A 17,292-nucleotide genomic window follows, 5' to 3' on the forward strand; every position below is an offset into this window, starting at 1 on the left:
ACATACTGCGGTATGTGACTAGGGTTGGCTTGTGAGGCCAACAACGCTGCGAGCCGAAGAATGAAGGGTAACTCAACTTTAATTACGAATATCGACATCAGTACAGACTACGACGAAACCCAAGGTAACGATGACGTTCACTACCAAACCTTTGGTAACATGGCGGCTTTCTTTGGCCGTGATATGCAAGCCCATCGCCATGACGGTTTTTTCCAATTACACTATTTGGTTACTGGTCATATCACCCTACAACTTGATGAATCTCGTTATTCGGTTCAGGCACCTTTATTTATTCTAACGCCCCCATCTGTCGCCCATGCCTTCTTTACCCAAGAAGACACTGATGGGCACGTACTAACTGTACGGCAAGATTTAATTAGCCCACTATTGGGTTCGCTTTACCCTGCTAACCCTGACTTAGTCAATATTCCAGCAATTTGTTTATCTGTTGCAGACAAACCCGAAGATATTGACACCTTCAATCATTATTGGGCGCTAATGGCTCGTGAATCGGCAAATAACGCTGTAGGGAAAGATCAGGTTTTATCCTCTTTAGCACAGGCTTTTTTTGCTTTTCTACTAAGGTCAATCCCTCTTGATGAGCACCCGACCACAGGTGTTCGAGGGGAGCATCGTTTATTCCAACGCTTTAATCAACTCATTGACTTACATTATCATGAGCACCTAGCAGTACCTGAGTATGCAAAAAAACTCGGGGTCACTGAATCTCGATTGAAAGATATGTGCCGCCGTTTCGCGAATAGGCCGCCTAAACGGCTCATTTTTGATAGGATATTAAGGGAAGCAAAACGTATGCTGCTATTTTCTGATAGCCCAGTCTCTGAAATTGCCTACCAGCTTGGTTTTAAAGACCCCGCTTATTTTGCCCGCTTTTTTAACCGATTAGTGGGTTGTTCCCCAAGTTTATGGCGCGAACAAAATATCCACTAGTACGGGTAGTTTTATCACAAAAATAACACATGTATTGCATATTAAGAATGCAATACATTTTCATGCTTCCTGATAGCCTATCTTTTCCCACCACCACACTTTTATTTTACATTTTAAAAACATTTTGATGTTTTATTGATTTTGTTTCAACATTATCAACAATGTCAAACTGATTAACAAAAAGTGAATGTCAAGATTAAAAAACAACCACCAAAAACCAAAATAACAAATATATATTAATATATAAATAAAGTATATTTGATTGATACACATTGTTTTTATATTTAATCTGATAATTACATTAACATCAAAACATCGAAGTGATCACAATTCTTTCATAAAAAACCATTTCCAACGAAAAGTACCCGTTAACCTTTAAAAAGTCTCTTTAAAACTTACTCAGAAAGCGATTCAATTAATAAACACAAAAGAAACATAAAATTAACATAATTTAGCTTGCAACCTTTGTACCCCTATCATTGCAAGCCCTCATTGTGAGATAACGAGGTAGACATGAAACCAGAAGATTTTCGTTCAGATGCTAAACGCCCTTTTAATAGCCAGGAATATCTAAAAAGCCTACAAGATGGCCGTGAAATCTATATTTATGGCGAGCGTGTGAAAGATGTCACCACTCACCCTGCTTTTCGTAACTCCGCCGCTTCTATAGGACAATTATATGATGCGCTTCATGATAAAACGACTCATGACCAACTTTGCTGGAACACCGACACCGGTAATGGGGGATACACACATAAGTTCTTTCGTTTCGCCACAAGCGCAGATGAATTGCGCCAACAGCGCGATGCAATCGCAGATTGGTCACGCCAGAGCTATGGATGGATGGGACGCACTCCAGACTATAAGGCGGCATTCGCCAGTTGTTTAGGTGCTAACCCAGAATATTACGGCCAATTTGCTGATAACGCCCGTAACTGGTATAAACGCATTCAAGAAAGTGGGCTTTACTTTAACCATGCTATTGTTAATCCACCTATCGACCGCCATAAACCCGCAGATGAAGTAAAAGATGTTTATATAAAACTAGAAAAAGAAACTGATGCAGGTATTATCGTCAGCGGTGCAAAAGTCGTTGCAACTAACTCTGCGTTAACGCACTACAATTTTATTGGTTTTGGCTCTGCGCAAGTCATGGGTGACAACCCTGATTTCGCACTGATGTTTGTCGCCCCTATGGATGCTGATGGCGTGAAACTGATTTCACGTGCATCTTATGAATTAGTCGCAGGAGCTACTGGCGCACCATTTGATTACCCATTATCAAGCCGTTTCGATGAAAATGACGCAATCCTCGTGATGGATCATGTGTTAATTCCATGGGAAAACGTGTTGATCTACCGCGACTTTGATCGCGCTCGTAACTGGGCAGTACAAGGTGGTTTCGCTCGCCTGTTCCCGTTACAAGCTTGTGTACGTTTAGCGGTGAAACTCGATTTCATCACCGGTCTTCTGCAAAAAAGCTTGGAGTGTACTGGTGTTATCGACTTCCGTGGTGTACAAGCAGACTTAGGTGAAGTGGTTGCATGGCGCAATTTGTTCTGGTCATTAACTGATGCAATGACCTCTGAAGCAAAAGCTTGGGAAGGCGGTGCATTCTTACCTGATACTCAAGCAATTCAAACGTATCGTGTTATGGCACCAATGGCCTACACCAAAATCAAAAATATAATAGAAAGTAACGTCACCAGCGGCCTGATTTATCTACCATCTAGCGTTCGTGACATGAATAACCCAGAGATTGATAAGTATTTAGCAAAATATGTTCGTGGCTCCAACGGTATGGATCATGTTGAACGTATTAAGATCTTAAAACTTATGTGGGATGCAATCGGCAGTGAATTTGGTGGCCGTCATGAGCTGTATGAAATTAACTATGCTGGTAGCCAAGATGAAATTCGCCTGCAATGTCTGCGTCATTCATACGGTTCTGGCAATATGAAAGCCATGACAGATATGGTTGATCGTTGTTTATCCGATTACGATCAGCACGGATGGAAACGTCCACACCTGCATAACAACAATGATATTAATCAGTTAGATTCGCTGCTAAAATAATCGGCAGCAGGAGGTCAAAATGTCTTTAGAAAATGAACATCGCCTGCGTTTCAGAGATGCGATGGCAAGTCTTGGTGCAGCAGTTAACATAGTCACCACGGATGGTACTGAAGGTCGCTGTGGGATCACCGCAACCGCAGTCTGTTCAGTTACAGATACGCCACCAACTTTGATGGTATGTGTCAACCGCAATAGCGCCATGAATGCGGTATTTCAAAAGAATGGCCGCCTGTGTGTAAACGTACTAAGCCATGATCAAGAAGAACTCGCCTGCCACTTCGCAGGTATGAAAGGTTCAACCATGGAAGAGCGTTTTAGTTGGAATGTGTGGGACAACGGTATTTTACAACAACCTTTACTGAAAAATGCCCTTGCCAACCTCGAAGGTGAAATTACGCAAGTCCAAGATATTGGTACTCACTCAGTGTATATGGTTGAAATGAAACAAATCATTGTCAATGACACAGGGCATGGTCTGGTTTACTTTAAACGCAAGTTCCACCCTGTTATGCACCAAATACTTGAACCAACAGCGTAAGTAGCGATACAACTTGAAATATAACGAGTATATCTGACTGAAATAGCCTCTAATTTAAGAGGCTATTTTGTTATATATACTAAACTGTTACAGAAATACTTTACGATATTCCTTTTCTTTTTATATTACATTCCCTTTCACTCTTTTCTGATTGCATAATTAATAAGACTCTTATACGTTTAGCTAAAATCAAATTAAATAAAAACCGCTGACTAAAAGGCATTAATATGACCATCACTCTTATCATTGTAGCTGTTTTATTATTATTGGCTGTTGGCTGGGGGATATCTATTTATAACCGCTTAATCAATGCGCGTAACCAAGTGAATAACCAATTTGCTAATATCGACGTGGTTTTAAAGCAGCGTGCCGATCAAATTCCACAACTGGTCACTATTACAGAAAAAGCAATGGAACATGAAAAAAGCCTTTTTATCTCATTAAGTGACGCACGCCAAAGCTACTTTAGTGCCCAAAATATGGCGGACAAGATCACCGCTTCAAATGAAATGAACCGCGCACTGGGTAACCTTATAGCTATCGCAGAAAATTACCCTACCCTCATTTCTGGTGAGCAATTCACACAATTACAATTAGCCCTAAGCGATGTTGAAAATAAAATAGCCCAACGCCGTGAAAGTTTTAACGATGCAACAACAGAGTATAATACTGCAATACAAATGTTCCCTGACAACCTGATTGCTAATGCCTTTCGTTTTACACAATTACCATTACTTGATATTTCTGAAGATGATAAAAAATATCATGGTATCCAGTTTAAATAATATCAACGTAAAGGGTATTAGTCTGTGAATATGTATTTTTTACTCGGGGCAGCGATTGGTGCTTTAATTTTATTTATCGATAATAAGTTTTCGATAAATAAAAGAGTAAATTGGGGGATCATCCCTTTTATCAGCATTGCCTGCGGTATGTGGTACTCGCTATCACCTACTCAAGGGGATTACGGCAGTATCATTTATTATATTGTGATATTGACCATTTCCTTTTTTATTATTCGTCATATCGTCAAAGCCAGTAAAGCCGGCTTTCAGCGGTATCAGCGATTACAAAATGAAGGTTCATCAAAGTTTAGCGCTTTTCTTAAAGTACTCGTGGGGACTTTACTAGCAAGTTGCTTATTTGTAGGCTTTTTTATCGACATGCGAGTGTTTTTCATCGCATTTGTCTTAGCCTTCGTATTTAAGTTTATTGAAAATACACCAACCAAGCGCTTCTTAAAATTTCAAAAAAACCTCGCGACATCCAAAATACGCTCAATAGCTATAGGGCTTGTCGAAGTTGAAGGTGAAATAACCACAGGTACTGAAATTAAAAGCCAGTTAGGTAATAAAACCTGCTATGGCTCCTTTTATTTTGAGTATTCCATATCGAAAGATAAAGATGGTAAAAAAAGTTATACATTACAAAATAGTAAAAGCCGTATGGAGAGTTTTATCCTGACCGATGATACAGGGTCAGTAAAGGTAGAATGTGACCCCGATTACTTTGTTTATCCAGGGCTACAAGCGCATATGGATATTGAGCAAGGCAACCGTCGTTATACTGAATATTTGCTTGAACCAAAAACCCGTTATTTACTGATTGGCACCGCTGACGCGAATGAAAAAGGTGAGCCCGTTATTATCCGCAAAGCTCCTCATATGCTATTAGGTGTTTCTCCAGCTGACTATGTTGTACGTTGGAATAAAACCGGGCCATTACGTCGGAATTTATCCATTACCGCCATTATTGCACTGTTATTGATTGGGGTTATTTTGGTTACCCCGATAAATTACCGTAATGGGCAATTAAATCTGTATTTTGACAAAATATCATTATTCGGTGATAACTAGCATGGAAACGCTTATTTTCTTCATTATTATTGTTATCATTGGCTATATAATCATTCGCTATCTAATTAATATTTATAACAATATTGTCTTTTTGAAAAATAATTGCCTCAAAGCATTTGCCAATATTGATGTGCTATTAATGAAACAAATTGAGTTAATACCAGCGCTGACTCAAGTGGCAGATAAAGCTATCGCGTATGAAAAACAGCTTATTAATGAAATAGTTGAAAGCCGACAGCGCTATTTATCCAATACGGCCATTGAAATCAAAATTGATACTGCAAACCAACTATCGCCAAAAATAAAGCCATTAATTGCTACCGCAGAAAACTATCCCGCGCTTATCAGTAAGGCGGTACTATTGGAATTACAAACACAAGCAAAGCATATTGAAGAGCAAATTGCCGACAGACGTGAATTTTTCAACCAAACGGTCACACTCTACAATACCGATATTCACATCTTTCCAAACCTAATTTTTGCAGCGTTATTTCGCTTTAAAGCTATTCCTCTGCTATACGGTAAACAGGAGCCTTCACAATGATCAGCATTCCTTTTTCTTGGTTTGGTTTTACTGATTGGCTTCTTGAGCAAGAAGCTGGGTTAGTCATTATGTTTGCCACGTTCGGCACATTGTTTTTATCTATTGCCACCCTTGTCGTACTAAATATACTCAGGTTAAAAAAACTCTCACTCTATATTTCAGGGGCTTTATTTTGCTCAGTTTTTATTAGCATGATTGTGATGATCCCACTATTACTGCTTTTCAGTATTGAAGACTCAATCAAGTTACAACTTATCTGGGTCATTATTGTTGCCAGTTGCCTAATTTCATTTTTAAGTAACCGACATTATTTGGAGATCTATTTTAATTCCATTGAAAATAAAATTGAAAAAGAAACCAAAAAACAAAAATCCAAACGGAAAAACAAAAAATAGAGGACAAATAAAAGTCCTTTTTATGGTTTCAATGCAAAAATCTTACTGTAATTTTTAGGGTTTAAACGTAAATAAAGCAACAATGTCACTAATACAAATGCAATATGCATTGCCCACACCCATGTAAAATTATGGCTGACTTGGTGTAACCAAGCTGCACATAGCGGGCCAAATGCGGCAATAATAAAGCCCCCCGCTTGCATTAAAGACGTAAGAGCTCCAGCACTAACAGGGTGCGATATATGGTCTAATGCAGTGATAATACTCAGTGCAAAACACCCACCAAGCCCTAGGCCGAGCAAAGCAACCCATAACAACGGGAAAGCATTCGCGAATAACATTAACCCTAAAAATCCAATTGCTTGGCTACTAAGCGTTACCATTAGCCAAAATCGCCGATCAATATTATGTGAAGCCAGTACAGGGATCATCAATGCAGATAACGCTTGAAACACCGTTAATATGGCAACAAAAGAACCGCTTTGTGCAGCACTGATCCCTTGTTGTTGGAAAAATGGCGCCAACCAAGTCACCACAGTGCCATAGCCTGCGTTGATAAGCCCAAACCCAGCCATTAACAACCAAGCTCTGGGTTTACGTAAAAAGCGCCATAAAGAAACCTGCTCGGCTTTTGGCGTACGAGCCGTACGAATGTTCAGAAAAACAGCAACCAAAGCCAACAGCGCAGGGAATGCAAGCCAAGCTAAAGCCGTTTGCCAATGCCCCGTTGCATTTTCTAATAGTGGCGTTAATTGCGCCCCGATCGCACCACCAGCCATTAAGGTTGCAGAATACAGCCCTGTCATCATCGCCATTTTTTGTGGGAAGTTAGCTTTGATAAGCCCCGGAAATACCGACTGAATGTACGCCGCCCCTACACCACATAAAAAGGCCGTGAACAGTAAAGAGGTGCCATCCTCTACAAAATAGCGCCCTAATGAGCCAACGAGCAGCAATAACATCGCTGCACTAATCCCTAACCGTTCTCCTAACTGTTGATTTAAGATAGGTACAATTAATGCGCCAATGCCCATCAACAACATAGGTAATAAAGTGAGCAAAGAAATACTTTGATAGCTCATCCCTGTCGTTTGCATAATACTATCAATAACGGGCCCTGGGCCGGTCATGAATGGCCGTAAATTGACCCCCACTAACACAATAGTGAGTATCAAGGCAAAAGAGGATGAGGCTGTTTTACCCATTATTTCTGTTGTTCCGACCATAACTGATACAGTGAAGAACAAGCGTCATTATCAGGTTTCAACTGTTCAAAACGCAAACCGGATTGGTGTTCAGGTTCAACCCGCAAAGCCTTGGCAATCCCTTCTGTTGAAAGCCCAAAGGGCTCTGCATCTTGGTTTGAATAAGCGTACACAACCCGGCTAACCCCTGCCATTCGCATAGCGGCAAGGCACATAGGACAAGGTTGCCCACTGGCATAGACCACACAATCTTCCAGTTTAACGCGGTTCAATGTTTTCCCTGCTTGTCGCAAAGCCATCAATTCAGCGTGTGCTGTTGGGTCACTTAATTCAAGCATTTGGTTCACACCAGTCGCCACCACTTGCCCGTCACACACCACGACAGCACCAAATGGGCGACCACCAGCCCGTACATTTTCTGCCGCTAAAGTGATAGCTTGCTGTAAAAATTGCCTATCTGACATTATTTAGCTCCTGATTTTTCAAGAATTTCAATAAGGTTACGATACCCTTTACTTTTTGCCAGCGTCAACGGCGATGCACCCGTACTATCCGCTAAATTGACATCCGCGCCACCGTTAATCAATAGTGTCACAATCTGCGCGTACTTATCACTACCATCACCCAAAATAATAGCTTCAATTAGAGCAGTCCATCCTAGGCGATTAACATGGTTAACATCCACACCAGCGTCAATCAACGTCTTAACTGTCTGCACATGCCCCCGCTCTGCCGCTGGGATCAGCGCCGTACCACCATAACGGTTGGTACTCGTTAAATCAGCCCCATTTTGTAAGGTTAATAACAAAATCTCCTGCAAGCCGCGGGCACCTGCATATAAATAAGGGGAATCTTGCATTGCATCCCGTGCATTCACATTTGCACCTTGTTCAATCAGGTAACGAGCAACTGCAATTTGGTTTTTATGTGTTGCTGCCATCAATGGTGTACGCTGACGCAGATCTCGCTGTTCAATATCAGCCCCCTGTTCGACCAAAGATTGCAACTGATGAAGGTCGCCTTGCTCCGCAAGTGCGACAAGTGGACTCTGTTGTGGATTTGCCATCCCTTTCACCATAAATATCAAAGAAATAGCCAAAATACCCAGTAAAGAAACCAACCACTTAATAGATAAAAAAGTTATTTTCATGATTTATCTCCTATAAGCCCTTTAATCTACTCAAAAAATATGCTATTTAAAAATTAAATAACTTAATGATAGGTATTAAAAAAATGAATCCACTACTCAACTTTGTATTATTAAAAACCTTTGTAACGGTTGCTGAAACAGGGAATTTTACTGTTGCTTCACAGCACCTAAATTCGACTCAGTCAACATTAAGTCAACAAATACAACGTTTAGAGGCACTTGTGGAGCACCCTTTATTTATACGTGGGCATCGAATACTCACACTCACAGAAACAGGGGAGATCCTACTTAGCTACGCTAAAAATATTTTAGCCCTAAATGATACTTTCTTTATGAAAATAACAGGTAATGCCGTCATCCAAACTATTCGGCTAGGTTTCCCTGAAGATTTAGCATCAGGGCAAGTCACTCCCACTTTAGCTGCTTTTATGCAGGCAAACCCGAATGTGCGCTTAGAAGTCACTAGTGGATTAAGCCGCCAATTACACCAACGTTACCAACATGGTGAACTGGATTTGATCATTGTTAAGCAAAAAAAAGGCGAGTTTAAAAGCGACTATCACTGGCCAGAGCCTTTATGTTGGTTAACCAGCAGCCAAGCAAAACGGTTAAATATTGACTCCGTGCCACTGGTGGTTTTCCCTGAAAATGGCCTATACCGCAATGATATGTTTAAACTATTGGATAGTGAACAACGCCCTTGGCACATTACCTATACCTGTTCCAGCCTTGCTGGTATCCAGAGCGCTATTGCTGATGGGTTAGGCGTTAGTTTATTACCTCTACGTGCGAAACTCCCGCAACATCGGGTTTTAACAGAAGAAGAAGGTTTTCCTGTTGCTCAAGAAATGGAAATCGCCATGCATTTTCACACTAATACCTCCGATATAATTAATCAATTAGCCGAAAAACTGGCTCAACAATTAGGGGAGCGCTAGCTATGGATGCATTATTTAATAAATTAATTGATGTAGAAAAAAAGCTACATCTTTCAGCTAACCGGCAGAATATTAATTTCCTTCGTGAGGTGCTACATGAGGATTTTTTTGAATTTGGACGCTCAGGGGGGACGACAAATAAGACCAATACTTTATCCGTACTTGTTGATGAACAGCCTAAAACAATTTATTCAGAAGATTATCATTGCACGTTATTGAGTGATAATACGCTGCTAATGACCTATACCAGTTTTGAGCGACAACAAAATATTAAAATAAAGTTAACCCATCGCTCATCTATTTGGCTGAAAAACTCAAAAAACCAATGGCAATTAAGGTTTCATCAAGGGACGCCGACGGGCGGTCAATAAAGTGGGAAAATATCTCCCACTTTATGATGAGTACGATATTAGTTCGTTGAGTTATTTCTTATCAAAATACCCTGCTCGAATCGATGCGCCAATTAAATTCACGACAAAACGCCCCGCGGTCACCCCTGTTAATTTCGAGGGTATATCCTTAGCTGGGGTGATTTCGACGATATCCATCCCCACAACTCGGCCTTTTTTCACTAAGCCGTGAATTAAGCTACGCGCTTGTAAGTAAGTCACTCCGCCCGGTGCAGGGCCATCAACCCCCGGCATAATGCTTGGGTCGATACCATCAGCATCAATACTGATATAGTAATTTGAGTTATCTGGAATACGGTCTAAAATTGCCTGCATCCCTACTTCATGCAATTCGTAGGCAGGAATAACATGGGCTCCATGGTCTTTGGCAGCTTGGTAATCTGCGGGACGACCACTTCCTTGAGCACGCAAACCAATTTGGAATATTTCACCAATATGTTTCATTTCAGATGCGCGACGAATAGGGCTCGACAGGCCAGTATCTACCCCATTAACCTCTTCGCGCCAATCTAAATGAGCATCAATATGAACCAAAGTAACAGGGCCTACCTCGTCAAAACCTTGCAAAATAGGCGTGGTAATTCCATGGTCTCCACCTAAAACAATCGGTAGTGCATTTGCTCTTAATAATTGCCGAATAGCTTGTGCTGCTCGTTGGTGATGCTCTCCCAATGGTTTTGATAAGTCAGGGATGACATCACCGCAGTCGACAAATTTGATGTCTTCCCGCCCTTGTAATAATGGCCCGTCAATATCAAAATCATAATGATCTGGGTGTCTCACAATCCTATCACTCATATCACGTAGATATTGTGGAGCCCTCGACTGATCATTGGTAAAAGCATGGGCACTGTAAGCTGAGCTAAATGGCATCCCTAGTATGGCAATATCCGCTTCAATATTGGTCAAGTCAGTCACAAGCTCTGAATATAAAAATGTTTTATGACCAACATGAGGAGGTGTCGTTAATTTTTTCATATAACATAATCCTTATTAAATTTATTTTTATTTCTTAATTAGCTGCCAAATGTATTGGCTAAAAAGACAAATAATGGAACTCCGACAATATCTGTTAATACCGTTCCGGCAATAGGGATAATGATGAAGGCTTTTCGCGAAAACAGCCCATATTTATTACAAATTGCATCCATTACGACTAACCCATTTGGTGTCGCACCTAACCCATGACCAATAAACCCTGCAGACATGACAGCAGCATCATAATTTCGCCCTAATGCACGATAAACAATAAATATAGCAACGAGCACTGTTGCAATAACCTGAGTGATTAATATTATGGTTAATGGCAATGCTAATTCGTAAAGTTCCCAAAGCTTTAATTTCATCATCGCCATAACTAAAAACATTTCTAACGATATTGTTGAAATTAATACCACTGTACTACGCGATATTTTGATAATTGGTTTTCTTTCATTAAATGAATGGAAAATAACACCAACAAATAAACTAAAAATATGTCCTGGAATAGTAAACCCTGTAGCTTCACTGATCCATTTAGCTGTTGGCATACCAATAGCAAGTATTGATAAAATAACGGCCCCTGTGACGATACACTGCTGAGGCGTGACCTTATCTTCCTTACTTTCCTTTTCAGTTAAGTCATCCAAATCAATATGATCGGTTTCAATTTTTAAGTTATTTCTTTTTATCAACCAGTTTCCTACTGGCCCACCTAATATTGAGCCGGCGATCAGCCCAAATGTTGAAGCGGCGAGTCCGACATTCAGTGCTTGGTCGTAACCAAAAGATTCGATAAGAGGAGCCAGAGAAGCCGCCATACCGTGGCCACCTTGCATGGAGGCTTGGCCCGCCATCATCGCAATTAATGGTTCGATATCTAAAACATAAGATAAGCCAAGGCTAACACCATTTTGGGCGAACGCTAGCCCCCAACAAATAACCATATACAATAATAATATCTTACCGCCACTAACAAGTAATTTAACCCCCGTCATCAAACCGATAGTGACGAAAAACACATACATAGATAAATCATATAATGTATTATCAAAACTTAGTTCTACAATATTAAATTGGTATGCTAACCACATAATGACGGAAAATATAAACCCGCCAATAACAGGGCTAGGAATCGAATACTTCATAAAAAATGGAAACTTTTTTATAATTACATTGCTCGCAATTAATAATAAGGCCCCTAATGCTGTAAATGTAATCATATCCAGTTTTATTGTTAACATTTCATCTGTGACCATAAATTAGAATCCTTTTGTATTTATATATATTTGGATTAATTATTATTTTGTGGCGCCACTTTGGTAATAATTTATTAACAACTACAACTTTAAGATATACATATCTGCTAAGAATAAAAGTGATATTTTTGATCCTATGGTTTCATAAAATGAAACCTTTTCTGAAATAAAAAATAATTTTAAAAATTAAAATAAAAACATATCAATTATGTTATTTGTGTCTCAATAGAAAGTAAGTTAAATTAACAATTAGTGATTGATTTCACGTAATAGGTATAAATATGCATAATAAAAAATTAACTGAAAAAGATTTAAAATCATTGCGGGTTTTTATTTCCGTTGCTGAGGCAGGGGGCTTTTCTATCGCAGAGAAAAAACTCAGTATGTCTAAAGCCTCAATAAGCCGTCACATCCGTGAAATTGAAGATAAATTAGGAGTACAGCTCTGTGAAAGGGGCCCCGCAGGCTTTAAACTCACAGAATCGGGTTTGTTAGTGATTGAAAAAGCTAACATGGCCTTGACAGCTTTGGATAATATTAAGACAGAAGTAGATGAGTTACATGGAGTTTTATCTGGGACACTTGTGATTGGTGTTATCGAACATATCTTGATTGACCCACTTTGCCACCTTTCATCCACCATTTCTCAATTCACCCAAGCGGCTCCCAACGTTAAATTAGAGCTGATTATACTCAACCATAACCAATTAAACCGAGCACTTAGTGATAGAACTATTCATATTGGTATTAGGGGGCAATATCATGAAAATAGCCGTTTTAATTACCAATTTTTATTTATTGAAAAACATAAGCTGTATATTTCGGCTAAAAGCGCTCCAAATAAGCACAATCTAGCATTAGTCTACCGCCCTCACCCATTCACAGAAAGTATTCTAGCTTCAGGTGAATTTAATAAAGGCCCTGAAGCTGCGGGGCTTGAAGCTGTCGCAACCTTTATTGCATCAGGTCACTATGTCGGAATATTGCCTGAAAATTACGCATCTCAAATTAATTTTCGCCATTCCCTTATAGAAGTGGAACACTCTCCCGTTTTTCATAACCGAATTTGTGCTATCACTGAAGCCAGCAAACCCCTCACACAAAGTGAGTCATTATTTTTAAAATTACTCTCACATTCAGGTGAACAACTTGATTAAACAAATAAAAAACCCCCAATAAGTCACCTTACCGGGGGTTTATTAAAAATTAAATCAGTATTAATTATAGAACATCAATACAGTTTAATTCTTTAAATGCCTGCTCTAAACGAACAACCATTGAATCTTGTGCTTTACGCAGCCATACACGTGGGTCATAGTATTTTTTGTTAGGTTTATCAGCACCCTCAGGGTTACCTAACTGACCTTGTAAATAGCCTTCGTTCTTTTTGTAGTACTGTAAGATACCATCCCAAGTAGCCCATTGGGTATCAGTATCGATGTTCATTTTGATCACACCGTAGCCTACAGCTTCTTTGATTTCTTCAGCGCTTGAACCTGAACCGCCATGGAATACGAAATCTAAACTGTTGTGTGGCAGGTTATATTTCTCAGAAACATAGTCTTGTGAATTACGCAGAATTTTTGGCGTTAACTGTACGTTACCTGGTTTATAAACACCATGGACGTTACCAAATGAAGCCGCAATAGTGAAACGAGGGCTAATTGCGCTCAGTTTCTCATAGGCGTATGCAACATCTTCTGGTTGAGTATACAGTTCTGAGCTATCCATACCAGTGTTATCAACACCGTCTTCTTCACCGCCAGTACAGCCTAATTCGATTTCCAGAGTCATATCGATTTTAGCCATACGCGCTAAGTATTTAGAACAGATTTCAATGTTTTCTTCTAAAGATTCTTCTGATAAGTCAATCATATGGGAAGAAAACAGTGGTTTTCCTGTTTTCGCATAGTGTTTTTCACCTGCATCCAGTAAACCGTCAATCCATGGCAGTAATTTACGTGCGCAGTGGTCAGTATGCAGAATAACTGGGACACCGTAATGTTCTGCCATTTGATGTACGTGATAAGCACCTGAGATTGCACCTAAAATTGCTGCTTGTTGCCCTTCTGCTTTCAGGCCTTTACCTGCGATAAATGCAGCACCACCATTTGAAAACTGAACGATAACTGGTGCACGTACTTTTGCTGCTGCTTCAAGTACCGCATTAATTGAATCAGTACCAACACAGTTCACTGCTGGCAATGCAAAGTTATTTTCTTTGGCAACTGCGAAAACTTTCTGTACATCATCACCCGTGATAACACCCGGTTTAACAAAATCAAAAATTTTAGACATGTGAAAAGGTCCTGTGGTGAACAGGCAGCCTACGCTGCCTGTTGTGTATGAAAAAATTAATTACGATTTAGCTCGTTCTTCTAGCATCACAACGGCAGGGAGTTTCTTACCTTCAACGAACTCAAGGAAAGCACCACCGCCCGTAGAGATATATGAAATTTTGTCAGCGATACCGAATAAATCGATAGCTGCTAAGGTGTCACCACCTCCTGCGATAGAGAATGCGTCGCTATCTGCGATTGCTCTCGCCACAATTTCAGTTCCTTTGCGGAAATTAGGGAACTCAAACACGCCAACAGGGCCATTCCATAAAATGGTTTTTGCATTTTTGAGGATTTCGGCCAAACGCTCTGCTGACTTATCACCTAAATCCAGAATTTGCTCGTCATCTTTAATTTCAGTGCTTGATTTTAATGTTGCTTCTGCGGTTTCTGAAAACTCGGTTGCAACACGGACATCAGTCGGCACTGGAATTTGGCAGTTAGCCAGTAATTTTTTCGCTTCTGGGATTAAATCATCTTCATACAAAGAGCGACCAACATTGTTCCCTTCAGCTGCGATGAAGGTATTTGCAATCCCCCCACCTACAATCAGTTGGTCAGCAATTTTAGACAGAGAATCTAATACTGTCAGTTTAGTGGATACTTTAGAGCCACCCACAATCGCCACCATTGGACGTGCAGGGTTATCCAACGCTTTACCCAGCGCTTCCAGTTCATTGCTTAACAGTGGACCCGCACAAGCAACTGGAGAGAATTTTGCAACGCCATGAGTTGACGCTTGCGCACGGTGAGCCGTACCAAATGCATCCATGACATATACATCACATAGTGCTGCATATTGTTTTGATAGCGTTTCATCGTCTTTTTTCTCGCCTTTATTAAAGCGAACGTTTTCCAGAACAACTAATTCGCCATCTGCGATTTCGACGCCGTTTAAGTAGTCTTTAACTAAACGAACAGGGTAATCAATTTTGTCGGCCAGATAGTCAACAACAGGTTGCAGTGAAAACTCTTCGTTGTACTCGCCTTCGGTCGGGCGACCAAGGTGAGAAGTGACCATGACTTTAGCGCCTTGTTTAAGAGCAGCTTCAATGGTTGGTAATGAAGCACGAATACGTGCATCAGAAGTAACTTTGCCATCTTTTACAGGGACGTTTAAGTCAGAACGGATGAAAACACGTTTACCCGCTAAGTCTAAATCGGTCATCTTAATTACAGACATGGTGAATCCTCTTGTTGATTCTCTATAAAGTTGCTATTAACTACTGCGCGGAAGCTATCTAGGATAGTGTCCGTTGTCTGTCAGTAGCCAATTAGTTTAAACCTGTTCGCCGAAACCGACGGCTGCCATCGCTAGTGTAGTATCTAGCATCCGGTTAGCAAACCCCCATTCGTTATCACACCAAACCAGGGTTTTAATTAAATGTTTTCCGCTAACTCGCGTTTGCGTACCATCAATGATAGCACTGTGCGGGTCATGATTAAAATCCATCGACACGAGCGGTAATTCTGTGTAGTCCACTATACCACGAAAATGCCCTTGTGCAGCGCTTCGCAATAGTTGGTTCACTTTTTCGACGCAAACATCGTCATGTACGGTAACACTCAAATCAATCGCTGTCACATTGGTCGTGGGTACACGGACGGAAATCGCTTCAAAGTGATCTTTAAATTTAGGGAAAATACGGGTAATCCCCGCAGCTAATTTGGTGTCAACTGGAATAATCGACTGGCTTGCCGCACGTGTTCTGCGTAAATCTTTATGATAAGCATCGATAACGGGTTGGTCATTCATGGAGGCGTGGATAGTGGTCACAGTGCCCGATTCAATGCCAAAGCTGTCATCCAGTAATTTGATAATCGGGATAATGCAATTTGTCGTACAAGACGCGTTAGAAACAATGTTATCGCTTGCCGTTAAGCTTTCATGATTAACCCCATACACGATCGTGGCATCAAGGTCATCCGTACCGGGGTGTGAAAATAATACTTTTTTTGCCCCTGCGGTTAAATGTTGCAAGCCATCATCCCGCGAGCCATAAACCCCACTACAATCAAGAACGATATCAATGCCTAATTCTTTCCAAGGTAGCTCACCAATATCGGCTTGGTGAAATAAGCGAATGTTGTCATCACCAACCTGTAAAAGTTCACCGCTAAGCCTTACATCCCACGCAAACCGCCCATGACTAGAGTCATACTTTAGCAAGTGCGCAACCCCTTCCGGTTCAGCGAGTTCATTAATTGCGATAACTTGAACTTCGGCTCGGCGGCTAGTTTCATATAACGCCCGTAATACACTGCGACCGATTCGGCCAAAGCCATTAATTGCTACCCTGATAGCCATTGCGTACCTTGTATATAAGCAAAATCATACGGTTGCTAAAGACTGCTGACGCATGTGAGTTTATTTTCAACTTACCCCGTAAACAGACTTTAGTCATGATATTTAAACCTGTGATTTGAAGTCATTAGCTGCTAACTATTTAGTATAAAACATAAGCACTTACTACATTCAAACCTGAAGTGAGTCACTAAAATAACCAGAGAACTTCAGCAGGCCATAAGGATAACTGACTCACATTAACTCTACTGCTCATTTTAACAGTCAAACATCAAAAATGTGCTACAACCGACATTTTTTGAAAAAATTTTCATTCTACGCCACTCAACTGAAACGCTTCAGCTTATC

The 17,292-nt window shown here is 40.4% G+C and carries 18 protein-coding genes; 10 read left to right on the top strand and 8 right to left on the bottom strand.

The window, feature by feature from the left end; genetic code table 11:
* Positions 1-60 precede the first annotated feature (60 nt).
* The 7 genes from hpaA (at position 61) to ACPEH5_RS06220 (ending at position 6,360) form a co-directional block, all read left to right on the top strand.
* Positions 61-951, top strand: coding sequence for a 4-hydroxyphenylacetate catabolism regulatory protein HpaA (gene hpaA / locus ACPEH5_RS06190; RefSeq protein ID WP_042846856.1), 891 nt, complete (start codon positions 61-63; stop codon positions 949-951).
* A gap of 513 nt (positions 952-1,464) precedes the next feature.
* Positions 1,465-3,027, top strand: coding sequence for a 4-hydroxyphenylacetate 3-monooxygenase, oxygenase component (hpaB, locus tag ACPEH5_RS06195; RefSeq protein ID WP_042846857.1), 1,563 nt, complete (start codon positions 1,465-1,467; stop codon positions 3,025-3,027).
* Between the two features lie 19 nt (positions 3,028-3,046).
* A complete protein-coding gene (gene hpaC / locus ACPEH5_RS06200) occupies positions 3,047-3,565 on the top strand; it encodes a 4-hydroxyphenylacetate 3-monooxygenase, reductase component (protein WP_042846858.1) in 519 nt (172 codons plus the stop codon).
* Positions 3,566-3,792: 227 nt separating this feature from the next.
* On the top strand, positions 3,793-4,350 hold the full coding sequence (locus ACPEH5_RS06205; protein ID WP_129466848.1) for a LemA family protein: 558 nt from the start codon (positions 3,793-3,795) through the stop codon (positions 4,348-4,350).
* A 30-nt stretch (positions 4,351-4,380) separates the two neighbouring features.
* Complete coding sequence (locus ACPEH5_RS06210; RefSeq protein ID WP_198861429.1) at positions 4,381-5,421, top strand: hypothetical protein; 1,041 nt, start codon at positions 4,381-4,383, stop codon at positions 5,419-5,421.
* 1 nt (position 5,422) lies between these two features.
* The gene (locus tag ACPEH5_RS06215) at positions 5,423-5,965 is read left to right on the top strand and encodes a LemA family protein (RefSeq protein ID WP_281110687.1); all 543 of its coding nucleotides are present in this window, start codon (positions 5,423-5,425) and stop codon (positions 5,963-5,965) included.
* The gene (locus tag ACPEH5_RS06220) at positions 5,962-6,360 is read left to right on the top strand and encodes a hypothetical protein (RefSeq protein ID WP_281110688.1); all 399 of its coding nucleotides are present in this window, start codon (positions 5,962-5,964) and stop codon (positions 6,358-6,360) included. The genes ACPEH5_RS06215 and ACPEH5_RS06220 overlap by 4 nt, the downstream gene beginning before the upstream one ends.
* A 20-nt stretch (positions 6,361-6,380) precedes the next feature.
* Here ACPEH5_RS06220 and ACPEH5_RS06225 read toward each other — a convergent pair whose 3' ends face one another.
* From ACPEH5_RS06225 to ACPEH5_RS06235, 3 genes are read right to left on the bottom strand one after another with little or no spacing between them, the layout of a single operon-like run.
* Positions 6,381-7,565: a cyanate transporter gene (locus ACPEH5_RS06225; protein WP_042846865.1), complete on the bottom strand. Its 1,185-nt coding sequence runs from the start codon at positions 7,563-7,565 to the stop codon at positions 6,381-6,383.
* Positions 7,565-8,029, bottom strand: coding sequence for a nucleoside deaminase (locus ACPEH5_RS06230; RefSeq protein WP_048608315.1), 465 nt, complete (start codon positions 8,027-8,029; stop codon positions 7,565-7,567). The genes ACPEH5_RS06225 and ACPEH5_RS06230 overlap by 1 nt, the downstream gene beginning before the upstream one ends.
* A complete protein-coding gene (locus ACPEH5_RS06235) occupies positions 8,029-8,715 on the bottom strand; it encodes an ankyrin repeat domain-containing protein (RefSeq protein ID WP_131680455.1) in 687 nt (228 codons plus the stop codon). The genes ACPEH5_RS06230 and ACPEH5_RS06235 overlap by 1 nt, the downstream gene beginning before the upstream one ends.
* 83 nt (positions 8,716-8,798) lie before the next feature.
* On the opposite strand from ACPEH5_RS06235, the gene ACPEH5_RS06240 reads away from it, so the two are divergent.
* Together ACPEH5_RS06240 and ACPEH5_RS06245 are read left to right on the top strand one after the other, a co-directional pair.
* Positions 8,799-9,653, top strand: coding sequence for a LysR family transcriptional regulator (locus ACPEH5_RS06240; protein ID WP_048608316.1), 855 nt, complete (start codon positions 8,799-8,801; stop codon positions 9,651-9,653).
* Positions 9,654-9,655: 2 nt separating this feature from the next.
* The gene (locus ACPEH5_RS06245; protein WP_131680454.1) at positions 9,656-10,024 is read left to right on the top strand and encodes a DUF4440 domain-containing protein; all 369 of its coding nucleotides are present in this window, start codon (positions 9,656-9,658) and stop codon (positions 10,022-10,024) included.
* A gap of 51 nt (positions 10,025-10,075) precedes the next feature.
* Here the strand turns inward: ACPEH5_RS06245 and ACPEH5_RS06250 are convergent, their stop codons facing one another.
* Together ACPEH5_RS06250 and ACPEH5_RS06255 are read right to left on the bottom strand one after the other, a co-directional pair.
* Positions 10,076-11,041, bottom strand: a complete 966-nt coding sequence (locus ACPEH5_RS06250; RefSeq protein ID WP_048608319.1) for an agmatinase — start codon at positions 11,039-11,041, stop codon at positions 10,076-10,078.
* Positions 11,042-11,079: 38 nt separating this feature from the next.
* The gene (locus tag ACPEH5_RS06255; protein WP_048608321.1) at positions 11,080-12,300 is read right to left on the bottom strand and encodes a sodium/glutamate symporter; all 1,221 of its coding nucleotides are present in this window, start codon (positions 12,298-12,300) and stop codon (positions 11,080-11,082) included.
* Between the two features lie 281 nt (positions 12,301-12,581).
* Here ACPEH5_RS06255 and ACPEH5_RS06260 point away from each other — a divergent pair, with 281 nt between their 5' ends.
* Complete coding sequence (locus tag ACPEH5_RS06260; RefSeq protein WP_129466851.1) at positions 12,582-13,457, top strand: LysR family transcriptional regulator; 876 nt, start codon at positions 12,582-12,584, stop codon at positions 13,455-13,457.
* A gap of 64 nt (positions 13,458-13,521) precedes the next feature.
* On the opposite strand, the gene fbaA is transcribed toward ACPEH5_RS06260, so the two are convergent.
* From fbaA to epd, 3 genes are all read right to left on the bottom strand, one after another.
* Positions 13,522-14,598, bottom strand: coding sequence for a class II fructose-bisphosphate aldolase (gene fbaA, locus ACPEH5_RS06265; protein WP_042846877.1), 1,077 nt, complete (start codon positions 14,596-14,598; stop codon positions 13,522-13,524).
* A 60-nt stretch (positions 14,599-14,658) separates the two neighbouring features.
* Positions 14,659-15,822 (bottom strand): phosphoglycerate kinase, encoded by a 1,164-nt coding sequence (pgk, locus tag ACPEH5_RS06270; RefSeq protein WP_048608323.1) that lies wholly within the window; start codon positions 15,820-15,822, stop codon positions 14,659-14,661.
* A 96-nt stretch (positions 15,823-15,918) separates the two neighbouring features.
* A complete protein-coding gene (gene epd / locus ACPEH5_RS06275; RefSeq protein ID WP_042846879.1) occupies positions 15,919-16,947 on the bottom strand; it encodes an erythrose-4-phosphate dehydrogenase in 1,029 nt (342 codons plus the stop codon).
* Positions 16,948-17,292 lie beyond the last annotated feature (345 nt).

It is taken from the genome of Providencia sp. NPDC089933 (genome assembly GCF_049545585.1).
Taxonomy (GTDB): Bacteria; Pseudomonadota; Gammaproteobacteria; order Enterobacterales; family Enterobacteriaceae; genus Providencia; species Providencia huashanensis.

Coding starts and splice junctions, on each gene's coding strand:
- ACPEH5_RS06230 (WP_048608315.1), bottom strand. CDS start 8,029: ATGTCAGATAGGCAATTTTTACAGCAAGCTATCACTTTAGCGGCAGAA.
- ACPEH5_RS06210 (WP_198861429.1), top strand. CDS start 4,381: ATGTATTTTTTACTCGGGGCAGCGATTGGTGCTTTAATTTTATTTATC.
- ACPEH5_RS06235 (WP_131680455.1), bottom strand. CDS start 8,715: ATGAAAATAACTTTTTTATCTATTAAGTGGTTGGTTTCTTTACTGGGT.
- ACPEH5_RS06225 (WP_042846865.1), bottom strand. CDS start 7,565: ATGGGTAAAACAGCCTCATCCTCTTTTGCCTTGATACTCACTATTGTG.
- ACPEH5_RS06260 (WP_129466851.1), top strand. CDS start 12,582: ATGCATAATAAAAAATTAACTGAAAAAGATTTAAAATCATTGCGGGTT.
- ACPEH5_RS06205 (WP_129466848.1), top strand. CDS start 3,793: ATGACCATCACTCTTATCATTGTAGCTGTTTTATTATTATTGGCTGTT.
- fbaA (WP_042846877.1), bottom strand. CDS start 14,598: ATGTCTAAAATTTTTGATTTTGTTAAACCGGGTGTTATCACGGGTGAT.
- ACPEH5_RS06240 (WP_048608316.1), top strand. CDS start 8,799: ATGAATCCACTACTCAACTTTGTATTATTAAAAACCTTTGTAACGGTT.
- hpaA (WP_042846856.1), top strand. CDS start 61: ATGAAGGGTAACTCAACTTTAATTACGAATATCGACATCAGTACAGAC.
- epd (WP_042846879.1), bottom strand. CDS start 16,947: ATGGCTATCAGGGTAGCAATTAATGGCTTTGGCCGAATCGGTCGCAGT.
- ACPEH5_RS06215 (WP_281110687.1), top strand. CDS start 5,423: ATGGAAACGCTTATTTTCTTCATTATTATTGTTATCATTGGCTATATA.
- ACPEH5_RS06250 (WP_048608319.1), bottom strand. CDS start 11,041: ATGAAAAAATTAACGACACCTCCTCATGTTGGTCATAAAACATTTTTA.
- hpaC (WP_042846858.1), top strand. CDS start 3,047: ATGTCTTTAGAAAATGAACATCGCCTGCGTTTCAGAGATGCGATGGCA.
- ACPEH5_RS06255 (WP_048608321.1), bottom strand. CDS start 12,300: ATGGTCACAGATGAAATGTTAACAATAAAACTGGATATGATTACATTT.
- pgk (WP_048608323.1), bottom strand. CDS start 15,822: ATGTCTGTAATTAAGATGACCGATTTAGACTTAGCGGGTAAACGTGTT.
- ACPEH5_RS06220 (WP_281110688.1), top strand. CDS start 5,962: ATGATCAGCATTCCTTTTTCTTGGTTTGGTTTTACTGATTGGCTTCTT.
- ACPEH5_RS06245 (WP_131680454.1), top strand. CDS start 9,656: ATGGATGCATTATTTAATAAATTAATTGATGTAGAAAAAAAGCTACAT.
- hpaB (WP_042846857.1), top strand. CDS start 1,465: ATGAAACCAGAAGATTTTCGTTCAGATGCTAAACGCCCTTTTAATAGC.